Here is a 14,546-nt window from a genome sequence, read left to right as displayed (position 1 = left end):
GGGGATCCGTCTGTGGTGAGGCGGTTGTCTCCGGTGGGCGGGCAGCCGGAGGGGAGCGGTGCGCCTCCGGGGCGGAGGGGGGCGTCGGTGGCGGGACGGGGGACCTGCTGTTCTGTGTGGCGGCCTTCTCGACCTTCTTCGGGGTCACGTGCGGAGCCTCCTCAAGGCAGGTCGGGGGGTTCGGCGAGGCGTCGTATCGCGGACAGGGGGACGGGAAGCCAGTCCGGCCGGTGCCGGGCCTCGTAGACGACCTCGTAGATCGCCTTGTCCGTCTCGTAGGCCCGCAGCAGCACGGGGTCGGTCCGCGGGTCGACGCCCGCCGCCTCGGCGTACCCCGAGCAGTAGGCCGCCCGGCAGGCGTGCGCCCAGCCCGGGGCCGGCGGGTCGGCGGAGTGGGCGGCGTAGTCGAAGGAGCGCAGCATGCCCGCCACGTCCCGCACCGCCGGCTGTGGCATCCGGCGCTCGCCCAGCGGTCTGGCCGGCTCGCCCTCGAAGTCGATCAGCGACCACTCGCCCGAGGCGGCGCGCAGACACTGTCCGAGGTGCAGGTCGCCGTGGACGCGCTGGGCGGTCCAGGTGCGGCCCTCCGCCGCGAGGTCCGCGAGCGCGGTGAAGGCGGTGCGCAGCGCAGGCGCGTACGGACGCAGCGCGGGCACCGCCTGCGCGGCCGCGTCGAGCCGCTCGGTCATGCCGTGCACTGTAGGCCCCATCTGCGCCTGCCCCAGTGTCGCCGTGGGCAGCGCCCGGGCCAGCGCCCCGTGCACCTCGGCCGTGGCCCGGCCCAGCGCCCGCGCCTCGGCGGCGAAGTCCTCGCCCTTGGCCAGTTCCCGCAGCGCCAGCTCCCAGCCGTCCGCCGCGCCCTGCACATACGGCTGGAGCACGGCCAGGACGTACGACTCGTCCCCGCTGCCGTCGCCGCCGAGGTCCGCGTGCATCCACGCGGTCGGCGCGGGCACCCGGGGGCAGCCCTCGCGGGCCAGCGCCAGCGGCAGCTCGAGGTCCGGGTTGACGCCGGGCACGACCCGGCGCAACAGCTTCAGGATGAACGTATCTCCATAGATCACGGACGAGTTCGACTGCTCGCCCGTCAGCCGGCGCGGGACCAGTCCCGACCGGATCTCCTGCTCCGGGTCGCGTTCGCAGCGCAGCGCGCCGATCCGCGTCCCGGTGCGCAGCGCCTCCAGCAGCAGCTCGGCCGGCCGGGTGTCGTACAGCGCGTCGAAGACGGTCCGCCCGGTCAGCGGCCCCTCGGTCACGTGCCCGATCAGCGCGGGGGCCAGCCGGGGCGGCAGGGTCGCGCGGACGCCGATCAGCAGTTGGTAGCAGTCGCCCGGCGCCGCGCCCTGCCGGGCGCGCACCAGCAGGTGGTACAGGCCGAGCCTGGCTCCGGCCGGCAGCAGTTCGGTGGCCGCCACCAGCGAGAACCCGGTGACCGGACGCCCCTTGCCGGCGAACCAGCGCTGCCGGGGCAGCCACTCGCGCAGCAGGGGGTCCAGGGACGCGAGGAGGCCGGCGCTCGTCTTGCCGGAGAGTGTGACAGTTTCCGCCATTGCGTCACATTCCTTTCCCCGGGGGGTCGGGGTGTTACTGATGCGTGCCCCGGGCGGGGCAGAGGAAACCGCCCCGCTGCGGGGTTCTAGACCGCTTCCGTCCGGAGCCGGAACCAGTAGAAGCCGTGGCCGGCGAGGGTGAGGAGGTAGGGGAGTTCGCCGACGGGTGGGAAGCGGACGCCGCCGAAGAGTTCGACGGGGTAGCGGCCGTGGAAGCGGCTGAGGTCGAGTTCGGTGGGTTGGGCGAAGCGGGAGAAGTTGTGGACGCACAGGACGAGGTCGTCCTCGTGTTCGCGCAGGAAGGCGAGGACGGCGGGGTTGGAGGAGGGGAGTTCGGTGTAGGTGCCGAGGCCGAAGGCGGGGTTCTGTTTGCGGATCTCGATCATGCGGCGGGTCCAGTGCAGGAGCGAGGAGGGCGACGACATGGACGCCTCGACGTTGGTGACCTGGTAGCCGTAGACGGGGTCCATGATGGTGGGCAGGGAGAGGCGGCCGGGGTCGCAGGAGGAGAATCCGGCGTTGCGGTCGGGGGTCCACTGCATGGGGGTGCGGACGGCGTCGCGGTCGCCGAGCCAGATGTTGTCGCCCATGCCGATCTCGTCGCCGTAGTAGAGGATCGGGGAGCCGGGGAGGGAGAGCAGGAGGGCGGTGAAGAGCTCGATCTGGTTGCGGTCGTTGTCGAGGAGGGGTGCGAGGCGGCGGCGGATGCCGATGTTGGCGCGCATACGCGGGTCTTTCGCGTATTCGGCGTACATGTAGTCGCGTTCTTCGTCGGTGACCATTTCGAGGGTGAGCTCGTCGTGGTTGCGCAGGAAGATGCCCCATTGGCAGCTGGCGGGGATGGCGGGGGTCTTGGCGAGGATCTCGGAGACGGGGTAGCGGGATTCCCGGCGGACGGCCATGAAGATGCGGGGCATGACGGGGAAGTGGAACGCCATGTGGCATTCGTCGCCGCCTGAGGCGTAGTCGCCGAAGTAGTCGACGACGTCCTCGGGCCATTGGTTGGCCTCGGCCAGGATCACCGTGTCCGGATAGTGCGCGTCGACCTCTTTGCGGACCCTCTTCAGGAACTCGTGCGTGGCCGGGAGGTTCTCGCAGTTCGTGCCCTCCTCGGCGTAGAGATAGGGCACGGCGTCGAGGCGGAACCCGTCGATGCCCAGGTCCAGCCAGAACCGCAGCGCGGAGATCATCTCCTCCTGGACGGCGGGGTTCTCGTAGTTGAGGTCGGGCTGGTGGGCGAAGAAGCGGTGGAAGAAATACTGCTTGCGGACGGGGTCGAAGGTCCAGTTGGAGACTTCGGTGTCGACGAAGATGATGCGGGCGTCGGCGTACTGTTTGTCGTCGTCGGCCCACATGTAGTAGTCGCCGTAGGGTCCGTCGGGGTTGTTCCTGGACTCCTGGAACCACGGGTGCTGGTCGCTGGTGTGGTTCATGACGAAGTCGATGATGACGCGCATGCCGCGTTGGTGGGCGGCGTCGACGAATTCGACGAAGTCGGCGAGGTCGCCGAATTCGGGGAGGACGGCGGTGTAGTCGGAGACGTCGTATCCGCCGTCGCGCAGGGGGGATTTGAAGAAGGGCGGGAGCCAGAGGCAGTCGACGCCGAGCCATTGCAGGTAGTCGAGTTTGGCGGTGATGCCTTTGAGGTCGCCGATGCCGTCGCCGTTGCTGTCCTGGAAGGAGCGGACGAGGACCTCGTAGAACACGGCGCGTTTGAACCACTCGGGATCGCGGTCCTTGGCGGGCGTGTCCTCGAAGGTGTCCGGAACGGGCTCGTTGACGATCATGATGTGGGTGACCCTCCGCTCTGCGGGTAGGACGGTCGCAGGACGGTGCATACGTGCGCGGGCCGGATGCCCGGTTCGAGGCGCACGTAGGTGGCCCTGCCCCAGTGGTAGGTCTCGCCGGTGAGCTCGTCGCGCACCGGCGCCGACTCGTGCCAGTCCAGGCCGAGTTGCGGCATGTCCAACGAGACCGTGGCCTCCTGGGTGTGGTGGGGGTCGAGGTTGACGACCACCAGAACCGTGTTCGATCCGCTGCTGTCCGAGCTCGTCTTCGAGTAGGCGATCACCGCTTCCTTGTCGGTGGGGTGGAAGTGCAGGTTGCGCAGTCGGTGCAGGGCGGGGTTGGCGCGTCGGATGTCGTTGAGGCGGGTGATGAGGGGGGCGATGGTGCGGCCCTCGCGTTCGGCGGTGTCCCAGTCGCGGGGGGTGAGCTGGTATTTCTCGGAGTCGAGGTATTCCTCGCCGCCCTCGCGCAGGGGGGTGTTCTCGCAGAGTTCGTAGCCGCTGTAGATGCCCCAGGTGGGCGAGAGGGTGGCGGCGAGGACGGCGCGGGCCTCGAAGGCGGCCCGGCCGCCGTGCTGGAGGTGGGCGGGCAGGATGTCGGGGGTGTTGGCGAAGAAGTTGGGCCGCATGTACGAGGCGGCCTGCCCGGACAGCTCGGTGAGGTAGTCGGTCAGCTCGTCCTTGGTGGTACGCCAGGTGAAGTAGGTGTAGGACTGCTGGAAGCCGATCTGGGCGAGGGTGTGCATCATCGCGGGCCGGGTGAACGCCTCGGCCAGGAAGATCACGTCGGGGTCGGTGCGGTTGACCTCGGCGATGACGCGTTCCCAGAACACCACGGGTTTGGTGTGGGGGTTGTCGACGCGGAAGATCCGCACGCCGTGGCCGGTCCAGTGCCGCAGCAGGCGCACGGTCTCGGCGATGAGGCCCTTCATGTCGGCGTCGAAGGCGACGGGGTAGATGTCCTGGTACTTCTTCGGCGGGTTCTCGGCGTGGGCGATGGTGCCGTCGGGGCGGTGGTGGAACCACTCGGGGTGTTTGTGGACCCAGGGGTGGTCGGGGGAGCACTGCAGGGCGAAGTCGAGGGCGATCTCCAGGCCGAGGGAGCGGGCCCGCTCCACGAACCAGGTGAAGTCCTCCAGGGTGCCCAGTGCGGGGTGGACGGCGTCGTGGCCGCCTTCGGGGGAGCCGATCGCCCAGGGCACGCCGACGTCGTCGGGCCGTGGGTCGAGGGTGTTGTTGCGGCCTTTGCGGAAGGTGGCGCCGATGGGGTGGATCGGGGGGAGGTAGACGACGTCGAAGCCCATCGCGGCGATCGCGGGGAGTCTGCGGGCGGCGGTGCGGAAGGTGCCGTGCGGCTGCTGCGGGGTGCCCTCGGAGCGGGGGAAGAACTCGTACCAGGAGCCGTACAGGGCCCGTTCGCGTTCCACCAGCAGGGGCAGCGCTTCCGATGCGGTCACCAGCTCCCGCAGCGGAAACCGCGCCAGCACGGCGTCCACCTCCGGCGTCAACGCCGCGGCCAGCCGGGACACGGGGGGACGGCTCCCGTCGCGCAGCGCGTCGACGGCGATCAGCACCGCCTTGCGCTCCGGGCCGCTCGGCACGCCGTCCGCAGCCCGCTCGTACAGACGGGCGCCCTCCTCCAGGACCGACTCCGTGTCCATCCCGGCGGGGATCTTCACGCCGGCGTGGTGCCGCCACGTGGCGACGGGGTCCCCCCACGCCTCCACGGTGTACGTCCAGCGGCCGGTCGCGTCCGGGGTGACGTCCGCGCCCCAGCGGTCGGTGCCCGGGGCGAGTTCGCGCATCGGCGTCCACGGCCCCGGCTCGCCGTCCGGATCCCTCAGTACGACGTTGGCCGCGACGGAGTCGTGCCCTTCGCGGAACACGGTCGCCGAGACCTCGAACGTCTCGCCGACGACCGCCTTGGCCGGCCGGCGTCCCTGCTGGACCAGCGGACGGACGTCGAGAACGGGAATGCGCCCGACGGCGGTGGCCGCTGCGTCCGCTGCGTCCGCGGTGGTCGTGGTTGTGGTCGTGGTCGGCGCGGCGGCCCCGGCGGCTTCACCGCGCCCGGTGGCATCGGTGTGCCCGGTGGACTGCACGGGCTCGGCGTTCTTCGCCGGCTTCGGGCTCTTGGCGCTCTTGGCGCTCTTCGCGCTCTTCGCGCTCTTCGGCTCCTTGGCGTCCTTGACGTCTTCGGAGTCCATGGCCTCTTGGGAACCCTTGGCGTCCTTGGAGGCCTTGACGTCCTTGGGGGTTTTCCTGGGGGGTGTCGAGGGGTGGTGCCTGGCCGGCATGACCGCTCCTGTCCGCATCAAGGGGGGTGGGCGGATGGATGTGGTGGGAGGGGGTCCTGCGAGGGAGTACCGGAGGAGCCTTCCACCCTGTACGGGTGAGCAATCCGGCCCGTTGTTAACTCCTCACGTCGATATCCGACTCGGTGCGCCGGCGTCGTCGGACGCACCACTGGCACCCTCTCGCGCGGGGCGAAGCCCCACAAGGTGGCCCAGGGGAGTGAAAGCGGGATTTTCGGCCCTTCGCCGCAGGGCTCCGGCCAGCCCCCGGCAAGGCCGGCGCCGACGCCGGTACCGTCGTAGCAGACGTGGACGCACACTGCCGTGCGCCCATCAAGCGAACGCGCAACGCCGAGGTGGAATGTGAAGGCGATCCGTCGACTCACCGTCCGACCCCTCCTCCCCGAACCTCTCCTGCCGCTCAGCGACCTGGCCCGCAACCTGCGCTGGTCCTGGCATGCGGAGACCCGCGACCTCTTCCGTTCCGTCGACCCCGAGCGCTGGGCCCGCTCGGACGGCGACCCGGTGAGACTGCTCGGCGGCGTGCCCCCGGCACGCCTCCTCGAACTCGCCGAGGACCGCCGCTTCCTGCGCCGGCTCGCCGCGGCCGCCGGAGACCTGCACGACTATGTGAGCGGCGACCGCTGGTACCAGGCGCAGCCCGCCTCCGCCGGACTCCCGGCCGCCGTCGCCTACTTCTCCCCCGAGTTCGGCATCACGGCCGCACTGCCCCAGTACTCCGGCGGCCTGGGCATCCTCGCCGGCGACCATCTGAAGGCGGCCAGCGACCTGGGGGTGCCGCTGATCGGAGTGGGCCTGCTCTACCGGCACGGCTACTTCCGGCAGACCCTCTCGCGGGACGGCTGGCAGCAGGAGCACTACCCCGTCCTGGACCCCAACGAGCTGCCGGTGACCCTCCTGAAGGAGGCGGACGGCACGCCGGCCCGGATCTCCCTCGCGCTCCCCGCGGGCAAGCAGCTGCACGCCCGCGTGTGGCTGGCGCAGGTCGGCCGGGTCCCGCTGCTCATGCTCGACTCCGACGTCGAGGACAACGACCTCGGCGAGCGCGGGGTGACCGACCGGCTCTACGGCGGCGGCAGCGAGCACCGGCTGCTGCAGGAGATGCTGCTCGGCATAGGAGGTGTCCGGGCGGTACGCACGTACTGCCGGCTGACCGGTCACGCCGAACCCGAGGTCTTCCACACCAACGAGGGGCACGCCGGCTTCCTCGGCCTGGAGCGCATCGCCGAACTCGGCGACGCGGGGCTGGACTTCGACGCGGCGCTGGAAGCCGTCCGGGCCGGGACGGTCTTCACCACGCACACGCCCGTCCCGGCCGGCATCGACCGCTTCGACCGGGATCTGGTCGCCCGGCACTTCGGCCCCGACGCCGAGCTGCCCCGAATGGACGTCGACCGCATCCTGCGGCTGGGCATGGAGACGTACCCCGGCGGCGAGCCGAACCTCTTCAACATGGCCGTCATGGGACTGCGACTGGCGCAGCGCGCGAACGGGGTGTCGCTGCTGCACGGTCAGGTCAGCCGCGGAATGTTCTCCGGGCTGTGGCCGGGCTTCGACCCGGAGGAGGTGCCGATCACCTCCGTGACCAACGGCGTGCACGCCCCGACCTGGGTCGCCCCCGAGGTGCTGCGCCTCGGCGCCCGGCAGATCGGCGCCGAACGCGCCGAGGACGCCCTCAGCGTCGGCGGCTCCGACCGCTGGGACTCCGTCGCCGACATCCCCGACCTGGACATCTGGGAGCTGCGCCGCGAGCTGCGCGAGCAACTGGTGCTGGAGGCGCGGCGGCGACTGCGCGCCTCCTGGCGTCAACGAGGGGCGGCGAGCGCCGAGTTGGGGTGGATCGACGGCGTCCTGGACCCCGACGTCCTGACCATCGGCTTCGCCCGCCGGGTCCCGTCGTACAAGCGTCTGACGCTGATGCTGCGCGACCGGGACCGGCTGATGGACCTGCTGCTGCACCCCGAGCGGCCGATCCAGATCGTCGTCGCGGGCAAGGCGCATCCGGCGGACGACGGCGGGAAACGCCTGGTGCAGGAACTCGTCCGGTTCACCGACGACCCGCGGGTCCGGCACCGCATCGTGTTCCTGCCCGACTACGGCATGGCCATGGCGCAGAAGCTGTACCCCGGCTGCGACATCTGGCTCAACAACCCGCTCCGCCCGCTGGAGGCCTGCGGCACGTCCGGAATGAAGGCCGCGCTCAACGGCTGCCTCAACCTGTCCGTCCTGGACGGCTGGTGGGACGAGTGGTTCCAGCCGGACTTCGGCTGGGCCATCCCCACCGCTGACGGCGCCGGAACCGACCCGGACCGCCGGGACGACATCGAGGCGACGGCCCTGTACGACCTCCTGGAACAGCGCATCACACCGCGCTTCTACGAGCGGGGCCGGGCGGGACTGCCCGACCGCTGGATCGAGATGGTCCGCCAGACCCTCACCCTGCTCGGCCCGAAGGTGCTGGCCGGACGCATGGTGCGCGAGTACGTGGAGCGGCTCTACACCCCGGCCGCCCACGCGCACCGGACGATGGTCCCCGGCACGGCGCGTGAGCTCGCCGGCTGGAAGCAGCGGGTGCGCTCGGCCTGGCACGCGGTGGCGGTCGACCACGTGGAGACGTCGGCGGCCACCGTCTCGGCCGAACTCGGCACGACCCTCGCCCTGCGGGTGCGGGTGCGCCTCGGCGACCTCACCCCCGACGACGTCGAGGTGCAGGCGGTCTCGGGCCGAGTCGACGAGGAGGACAGCATCACGGACGCGGCCACGGTCCCGCTGAAACCGGCGGGCGGCCCGGACCTGGAGGGCAGGTGGGTCTACGAGGGCCCGCTGTCGCTGGACCGCACCGGCCCCTTCGGGTACACGGTCCGCATCCTCCCGGCCCACCGCCTGCTGGCGTCCGGCGCCGAACTGGGTCTGCTGGAGGCGCCGTCCGAGGAGACGGTCGAAGGGGCGGGCGTCCTGCTGCGCTGACCCGGAAGGAGACCGAACGGCAGAGGCCGACCCGGAAGAGGCCTGCCCGGAGGAGCACGTGACCCGGCGGGGGCGCCGACCGTCGGGCCCCGCGCCGCCGTCCGCTCGCCGCACCCGGCGGGCGGACGGGGCGGGCGGCCACCCTCCGGTGCGCTCCGTCCGCCGGCCGTCCGCGCGCGGCCCCTCCGCCGTCCGTGCGCCCGCAGCCAGTTCGCCCCCGGTCCGTCCGTCGCCCCCGGTCCGTCCGGGGCGGCGAAAATCCCTGGCCGGACCGCGGGCGGGGCGTTACGCTCCCGGCGATGACTACTTCTTCTGACGACAGATCGGGGGACCCGTCCGCGCAAGGTGAGTGCTGATGACGACTCACCTCGTGAACGAGGATTCCCGGCTTTCCTTCTGGCCGCGCGTGCGCGAGTTCGCCGTGCCGGCCTCCATGATCGAGACCGCGACGGCTCGCCGCCGGGTCGGCGACTGGGCGGGTGCCTGCGCCGCGGCGGGCGTCGACGTCGATCTGGACCTGCGGACCCTGACGATCGGCCTCGGCCGGGAGTTCGCCTCCCGGCTCCGCTGCGACCTGCGGCATCTGGCTCCCGACCTGCTGCGCTGGCATCTGCCGAGAATCGCCCCCGACGGGCTGCTGCGGCCCGGCATGACCGTCGCCCTCGCGCGGTACGACGGCGCGGGGCGAGGCGGGCGGCCGGTGCATCTGGTGGTACGGACGCCGCCCTCCTGGGCGGACGCGGGCCAGCGGATCAGTCTGACGCTGTGGGAGGGCTTCCGCGCGGGCCGCGGCGCCGGCCCCGGCCATCCGCACCCCCACCCCCACCCCAGCCGGCGGTTCCGTCTAGACCTGCACCGGCATCTGTGGGACGCGCGCCGCACGGACGAGCTGCGGACGCGGTCCGGGGCGACGGCGGCGCGGACGCCGGGTGCACCGCAGGACGACGAGCGGACGCCGCGCCTCACATTGCCGCCGGGTGCGGTGCCCGACGGCCGTACCGGCGCCGTCGACCGATGGGCGGCCGAGGCGGACCTCCTGCTCCGGGCTGAGGGACGGCCCGGCGGCGCCGTCCTGGTGCGGCTCGGCGGACGGCACCGGCTGGTCCTGGAGAGGGAGGGGGACGACGGTGTCGGACCGCCCGCACCGCGCGTCGCGCCCGCCCGCGGAGGAGCCGGCGCCGTCCCGAGAACCGGTCCGGCGCTGCCCGTGCTGCCCGACGCCGCCACCTGGACGCCGCCCGACCTGGAACTGCTGCGCGCCGGCGCGATCGACGCCGACCGGCTGCACCCGCTGGTCGCGGCGGCTCTGGTCCCAGGCGGGCGGCCGAAGGACCGTCCTGAGGCCGCCGACCGGCCGGGGCAGCCGCGTTTCGTGGAGTGCCGGGGAGCCCGTCACCGGATCGGTCCGGTCGACGGGGTGCTCGTCCCGTTGGACCACGATCCGGCCGAACTCCGGCGGGAGGAACTCCTGGTCGCGTTGAGCGGAACCCCGTTGCCGTGTCTGCGGGCCGTCGACGAGGCCCATCGCCGCCCGGACTGTCTCACCGGCGTCCGCGAACGCCTCGTCCACGGCGACATCGCCGGCGCGCTGGCCGTCGTCGAAGGGCTGCTCGGCCCCGAGGCGCTGCTGCGCGACGGCGCGCTGCGGGAGGAACTCGAGGCGGCCGCCCGACGGCGGATCACCTACGGGCTGTACCGAGCCGGCCTGACCGGACCCGCGCCGGCCCGCGTTCCGCCGCGCGAGCCCCGTCCGGCCGGCATCCGCTCGCGTCCGCGTCACATGTCAGACCGCTGAACGCGATCCGCACGCATCCGGCTCGCCGTCACCCAATTTGACGTCCCTCCCCCAACGTCCCATCGCCTGCTGCCGCACGACCTCGCGGGACTTCGCCCGTCCGCGCCCGCCGCCGCCCGGCCTCATCCGTCCCCGCCCGTCGCCGCCCGGTCCATCCGTCCCCACTCCGCCTCGCACGACTGCGCAAGGCCTCCCCGCCGCTGACGATCCCGCACGGCCCCTCATGACCCGCCCTCGCGAACCCAAAGGTGATCACCATGCCCGCATGCGCCCCGCTCGCCCTCGTCGACGCCGCCGCCGACGCCCCGTCCCCACCGGACAGCGCCCCGCCGTCGGACGTCCTGACCCCGCCCGACGCCCCGGCCGCCCGACTCGACGTCGCCGCGGACCTCCTGGCCCTGCTGCGCGACGTCACCACCGAACCGCGCCCCGACACCCAGCTGGAGGCCCTGACCCTGGCCGTGGCGGCCGACCTGCCCGTGCTGCTGTGGGGCGAGCCGGGCATCGGCAAGACCGCCGCGCTGACCCAGCTGGCCGCCGCTCTCGACCTTCCGCTGACCACCGTGATCGCCAGCGTGCACGAGCCGTCCGACTTCTCGGGGCTGCCGGTCCTCGGCGACGACCCCGAGACGCAGGGCGTTCCGATGGCCCCGCCGGACTGGGCGGTACGACTGGTGCGGGCCGGCCGCGGACTGCTGTTCCTCGACGAACTGTCCACCGCGCCGCCCGCCGTGCAGGCCGCGCTGCTGCGGCTGGTGCTCGAGCGGCGGATCGGCGCCCTGCGGCTGCCGCCCGGCGTGCGGATCGTCGCCGCAGCCAACCCCCGGTCCTCGGCGGCCGACGGCTGGGAGCTGAGCCCGCCGCTGGCCAACCGGTTCGTCCATCTGCAGTGGACCCACGACCACGAGGTCGTCGTCCGCGGCCTCGGCGGGACCTGGCCCCGGGCGACCCTGCCGCGGCTCGACCCGGCGAAGCTGCCCGAGGCCGTCGACCTCGCGCGCCGCGCGGTGTGCGGCCTGCTGGCCGCCCGCCCCACGCTCGTCCACCGGCTGCCCAGCGGCGAGACCCGCCGCGGCGGCGCATGGCCGTCGCCGCGCAGCTGGGAGATGGCCCTGAGCCTGATCGCCTTCGCCACGGCGGCGGGCTCCTCCCGGGATGTGCTCTCGCTGCTGGTGCGGGGCGCGGTCGGCGACGGGCCGGGGCTCGAACTGCTCGCCGGCCTGGACCGGATGGACCTGCCGGACCCCGAGCACCTGCTCGCCGATCCGGCCGGCGCCGAGCTGCCCCAGCGGGGGGATCTGCGCCAGGCGGCGCTGGACGCGGTGGTGGCGGCGGTCCGGTCCCGCCCGGACCGGTCCCGCTGGGACGCGGCGTGGGCGCTGCTGGTGCGGGCGGTCGAGACCGGGGCCCCCGACCTGGTGGTGGTCCCGGCGACCACCCTCGCCGCGCTGCGCCAGGACGACTGGGACGTCCCCGCGTCCATCGAGGGCCTCGGCGGCGCGGTGGCCCTGTCCCGGCGCGCGGACCGGGCGGCGGCCCGCACGAAGGCACGTCACGCCGACACGACGAAGGCGACCCGATGAGCACGGCGGGTTCGGCGGGCCCGGGGCCCGGCGGGGGGTCGGCCGGCGCGGGGCCGGGTGTGCCGGCGGGGGTGCGGAGTCCGGCGGCCCTGGCGGCCGGCGTGCCGTTGTCCGCGCGGGTTGCGGCCGGCACTGCGGCCGGCACGCCGTTGGACATGGACAAGCTGCTCGCGGCCCGGCTGTACGCCGCCCGGGCCCGTCCCTACCTGGCGACGGCACTGTTCGCCCTGAACGTCGTGGAGTCACGGCGGGTGCCGACGATGGGCGTGGACCGGTACTGGCGGTGCTACGTCTCACCGGGGTTCGTCGACCGGATGCCGGTCGAGGATCTGGCGGGTGTGTGGGTGCACGAGGTGTCGCACCTGCTGCGCGACCATCACGGCCGCAGCGACCGGCTCGCGAGGGAACGCGGCCTGACCGGGCCGGGGGAGCGGCTGCGGATGAACATCGCCGCGGACTGCGAGATCAACGACGACGCGTACGGCGACGGGCTCGTCGAACCCGCCGGGGCCGTGACACCGGCCTCGCTGGGACTGCACCCGGGCGAGCTCATGGAGGACTACCTGCGGCAGTTCCGGCTCGGGCCGCGCACGCAGCGCCTGTCCTGGCTGGACTGCGGCAGCGGCGCGGACGGGCGGGAACGGGAGTGGGAACTGGGCCCCGACGGCGCGGACGGCCTCAGCGAGCAGCAACGCGACGCCGTCCGGTTCCGGGTGGCGCAGGGCATCAAGGGGAGGCCGGGGTCGGCGCCGAAACAGTGGAAGCGGTGGGCGGAGGAGGCCTTCCACCCGCCGCAGCCCTGGCGGGAACTGCTCGGCGCTGCGGTCCGCTCGGCGGCCTCCGGTCCGGGCGCGGGGGAGGACTACAGCTACGGCCGTCCCGCGCGCCGCTCGGCCTGCCTGCCCGGCGTCGTCCTGCCGAGCCTGCGACGCCGGCCGCCCCGGGTATGCGTCGTCATCGACACGTCCGGTTCGGTCAGCGACGCCGAACTGGGCAGCGCGCTCCTCGAGGTCGCGGCCATCTCCCGTGCCGTGGGCGGCCGCCGTGACCTGGTCTCCGTGATGCCGTGCGACGCGTCGGCCGGCACGGTGCACACCCTGTGCCGCGCCGAGGGCATCCCCCTGGTGGGCGGCGGCGGCACCGACCTGCGCACCGGCTTCGCCAAGGCCCTGCGGACCAGCCCCCGCCCCGACGCGATCGTCGTCCTCACCGACGGTCAGACCCCCTGGCCCGAAACCCGCCCGTCCTGCCGCACGGTGATCGGCCTGTTCCCCCGCGGCCGCACCGGCTACGACGAGACGAACCCCGACTACGTCCCCGACACCCCGCCCGCCTGGGCCCGGGTGGTGGAGATCGGGACGATGGGAGGCACGCCCTGGGTCGCATGACGACCCAGACGGAGCCGGTCACCGCGACGGCGTCGATAGCTACGTCGGCGAAGGACGGCACGGCGCCGACGTCGTACGAGTGGGACGCCGCAGGCAACCGTACGAAGGCGGGCGCGACGACGGCGACCTTCGATGCCCGCGACCGTCCGCTGACGGAAGGCTCGTGTTGAGGGATCTCCAGAAAGAAGACATGGCCGACGGATATGTCGCACACCCGGAGCCCGGGGGCCTGATTCCGTGGAGTGAGTCGCTGTCCGGCGACGTCTTCTACTGGCGCGTGACGGGGAGTGACCCCGAAAGCTGGCCCGTCGTCGTGAACAGTCGCAACCTGGAATGGTGGGAATGCGACGGTGGTGCGCTTTCGTTCCTCGTCGGGATCATTGACGGAAGCATCGAGCGGCGCGGTCTGCCGAGCGATGTGCCCGGATCCGATCCCAAGGTCCGCGCTTACCCGGGCTGACGGTGGGAAGCCGTGACGGGGCGCGTACGTCCTACCGTCGGCTCCCGTGTGCTCGAAGCCGACGGCTCGGGGCCTTCGGATGAGTGGCCCGTCCGCCCCGCCGCCCGGGAGGGCGGCTACGCGTCGTCCCCGCCCCCGGACAGCTCGCGCAAGACCTTGCCGCAGCGGCGGGCGTAGGCCTGTTGAAGGCCTCTGGTCGCCGGGCCGGCGGCAATGGTGTACCACTTCGCGGGGCGGCTGAATGCTGTCACCGTCAGCCAGACCGTGCCGTCTCCCGTGCGGTCGACGACGAAGGACTCCTCGCCGCGTTCGGGGTGGCCGGGCAGGGTGCCGTAGGCCCAGCCGGCGCGCCGGGGTTCGTCCACCGTCCAGACCACGCGGCAGGGAGCCTTGACGACGCCGGCCAGGGTGACGGTGACGTCGACGTCGGGGGCCGCGCGGTCTGCCGTGGCGTCGATGCCGACGCCCAGGGCGCGGTGCATCTCCCACGTCATGACGGCGTCCGCCGCGCGCCGGAAGACGTCGTGGCCCTCGCCGAGGCGTGCGCGGACGTGGAGCGGGTGGAAGCCGGCGGGGCAGGAGCCGGGGCGGTCGCGCGTGGCGCCGACGTCGTCGTACGTGAAGTCCTTCGAAGACATGGGAGCCAAGAGTAGGGCGGCACCCGGGACCGCCTTCGTCCCGGGTGCCGCCCCAGCGCGCTT

General features: G+C 73.0%; 10 protein-coding genes. 6 read left to right on the top strand and 4 right to left on the bottom strand.

The genetic code is table 11. The features are described 5' to 3' along the window. Window positions 1–161: 161 nt before the first annotated feature. The 3 genes from OHS82_RS14425 to OHS82_RS14415 form a co-directional block, all read right to left on the bottom strand. Window positions 162–1,550, bottom strand: a complete 1,389-nt coding sequence (locus OHS82_RS14425; protein WP_328433968.1) for a maltokinase N-terminal cap-like domain-containing protein — start codon at window positions 1,548–1,550, stop codon at window positions 162–164. 86 nt (window positions 1,551–1,636) lie between these two features. Further along, window positions 1,637–3,337, bottom strand: coding sequence for a maltose alpha-D-glucosyltransferase (gene treS / locus OHS82_RS14420; RefSeq protein WP_266728442.1), 1,701 nt, complete (start codon window positions 3,335–3,337; stop codon window positions 1,637–1,639). Continuing rightward, window positions 3,334–5,634 carry an alpha-1,4-glucan--maltose-1-phosphate maltosyltransferase gene (locus tag OHS82_RS14415; RefSeq protein ID WP_328433967.1) on the bottom strand — a complete coding sequence of 767 codons (2,301 nt, stop codon included), beginning with the start codon at window positions 5,632–5,634 and terminating at the stop codon, window positions 3,334–3,336. Before OHS82_RS14415 ends, treS begins: the two co-directional genes overlap by 4 nt. 360 nt (window positions 5,635–5,994) lie before the next feature. Here OHS82_RS14415 and OHS82_RS14410 point away from each other — a divergent pair, with 360 nt between their 5' ends. The 6 genes from OHS82_RS14410 to OHS82_RS14385 all read left to right on the top strand — a co-directional run bounded on the left by OHS82_RS14410 (window position 5,995) and on the right by OHS82_RS14385 (window position 13,845). After that, complete coding sequence (locus OHS82_RS14410) at window positions 5,995–8,619, top strand: glycosyltransferase family 1 protein (RefSeq protein ID WP_057583512.1); 2,625 nt, start codon at window positions 5,995–5,997, stop codon at window positions 8,617–8,619. A 355-nt stretch (window positions 8,620–8,974) separates the two neighbouring features. Continuing rightward, a complete protein-coding gene (locus tag OHS82_RS14405) occupies window positions 8,975–10,414 on the top strand; it encodes a hypothetical protein (protein WP_328433966.1) in 1,440 nt (479 codons plus the stop codon). 257 nt (window positions 10,415–10,671) lie between these two features. Beyond that, window positions 10,672–11,997 carry an AAA family ATPase gene (locus OHS82_RS14400; RefSeq protein ID WP_328433965.1) on the top strand — a complete coding sequence of 442 codons (1,326 nt, stop codon included), beginning with the start codon at window positions 10,672–10,674 and terminating at the stop codon, window positions 11,995–11,997. Between the two features lie 155 nt (window positions 11,998–12,152). Further along, window positions 12,153–13,385 (top strand): vWA domain-containing protein, encoded by a 1,233-nt coding sequence (locus tag OHS82_RS14395; RefSeq protein WP_057583558.1) that lies wholly within the window; start codon window positions 12,153–12,155, stop codon window positions 13,383–13,385. Beyond that, on the top strand, window positions 13,382–13,555 hold the full coding sequence (locus OHS82_RS14390; protein ID WP_157876458.1) for a hypothetical protein: 174 nt from the start codon (window positions 13,382–13,384) through the stop codon (window positions 13,553–13,555). The genes OHS82_RS14395 and OHS82_RS14390 overlap by 4 nt, the downstream gene beginning before the upstream one ends. Before the next feature lie 20 nt (window positions 13,556–13,575). Further along, window positions 13,576–13,845 carry a hypothetical protein gene (locus tag OHS82_RS14385; protein ID WP_328433964.1) on the top strand — a complete coding sequence of 90 codons (270 nt, stop codon included), beginning with the start codon at window positions 13,576–13,578 and terminating at the stop codon, window positions 13,843–13,845. A gap of 116 nt (window positions 13,846–13,961) precedes the next feature. Here the strand turns inward: OHS82_RS14385 and OHS82_RS14380 are convergent, their stop codons facing one another. Continuing rightward, window positions 13,962–14,483, bottom strand: coding sequence for a DUF1990 domain-containing protein (locus tag OHS82_RS14380; protein ID WP_057583516.1), 522 nt, complete (start codon window positions 14,481–14,483; stop codon window positions 13,962–13,964). Window positions 14,484–14,546: the final 63 nt, after the last annotated feature.

It is taken from the genome of Streptomyces sp. NBC_00425, from assembly GCF_036030735.1.
Lineage (GTDB): Bacteria > Actinomycetota > Actinomycetes > Streptomycetales > Streptomycetaceae > Streptomyces.
This window is presented reverse-complemented; position numbering and strand designations above follow the sequence as displayed.

What these genes read in the sequence shown, in the direction of transcription:
- OHS82_RS14425 (WP_328433968.1), bottom strand. Translation starts at nt 1,550, where the DNA reads ATGGCGGAAACTGTCACACTCTCCGGCAAGACGAGCGCCGGCCTCCTC.
- treS (WP_266728442.1), bottom strand. Translation starts at nt 3,337, where the DNA reads ATGATCGTCAACGAGCCCGTTCCGGACACCTTCGAGGACACGCCCGCC.
- OHS82_RS14415 (WP_328433967.1), bottom strand. Translation starts at nt 5,634, where the DNA reads ATGCCGGCCAGGCACCACCCCTCGACACCCCCCAGGAAAACCCCCAAG.
- OHS82_RS14405 (WP_328433966.1), top strand. Translation starts at nt 8,975, where the DNA reads ATGACGACTCACCTCGTGAACGAGGATTCCCGGCTTTCCTTCTGGCCG.
- OHS82_RS14400 (WP_328433965.1), top strand. Translation starts at nt 10,672, where the DNA reads ATGCCCGCATGCGCCCCGCTCGCCCTCGTCGACGCCGCCGCCGACGCC.
- OHS82_RS14395 (WP_057583558.1), top strand. Translation starts at nt 12,153, where the DNA reads ATGGACAAGCTGCTCGCGGCCCGGCTGTACGCCGCCCGGGCCCGTCCC.
- OHS82_RS14390 (WP_157876458.1), top strand. Translation starts at nt 13,382, where the DNA reads ATGACGACCCAGACGGAGCCGGTCACCGCGACGGCGTCGATAGCTACG.
- OHS82_RS14385 (WP_328433964.1), top strand. Translation starts at nt 13,576, where the DNA reads ATGGCCGACGGATATGTCGCACACCCGGAGCCCGGGGGCCTGATTCCG.
- OHS82_RS14380 (WP_057583516.1), bottom strand. Translation starts at nt 14,483, where the DNA reads ATGTCTTCGAAGGACTTCACGTACGACGACGTCGGCGCCACGCGCGAC.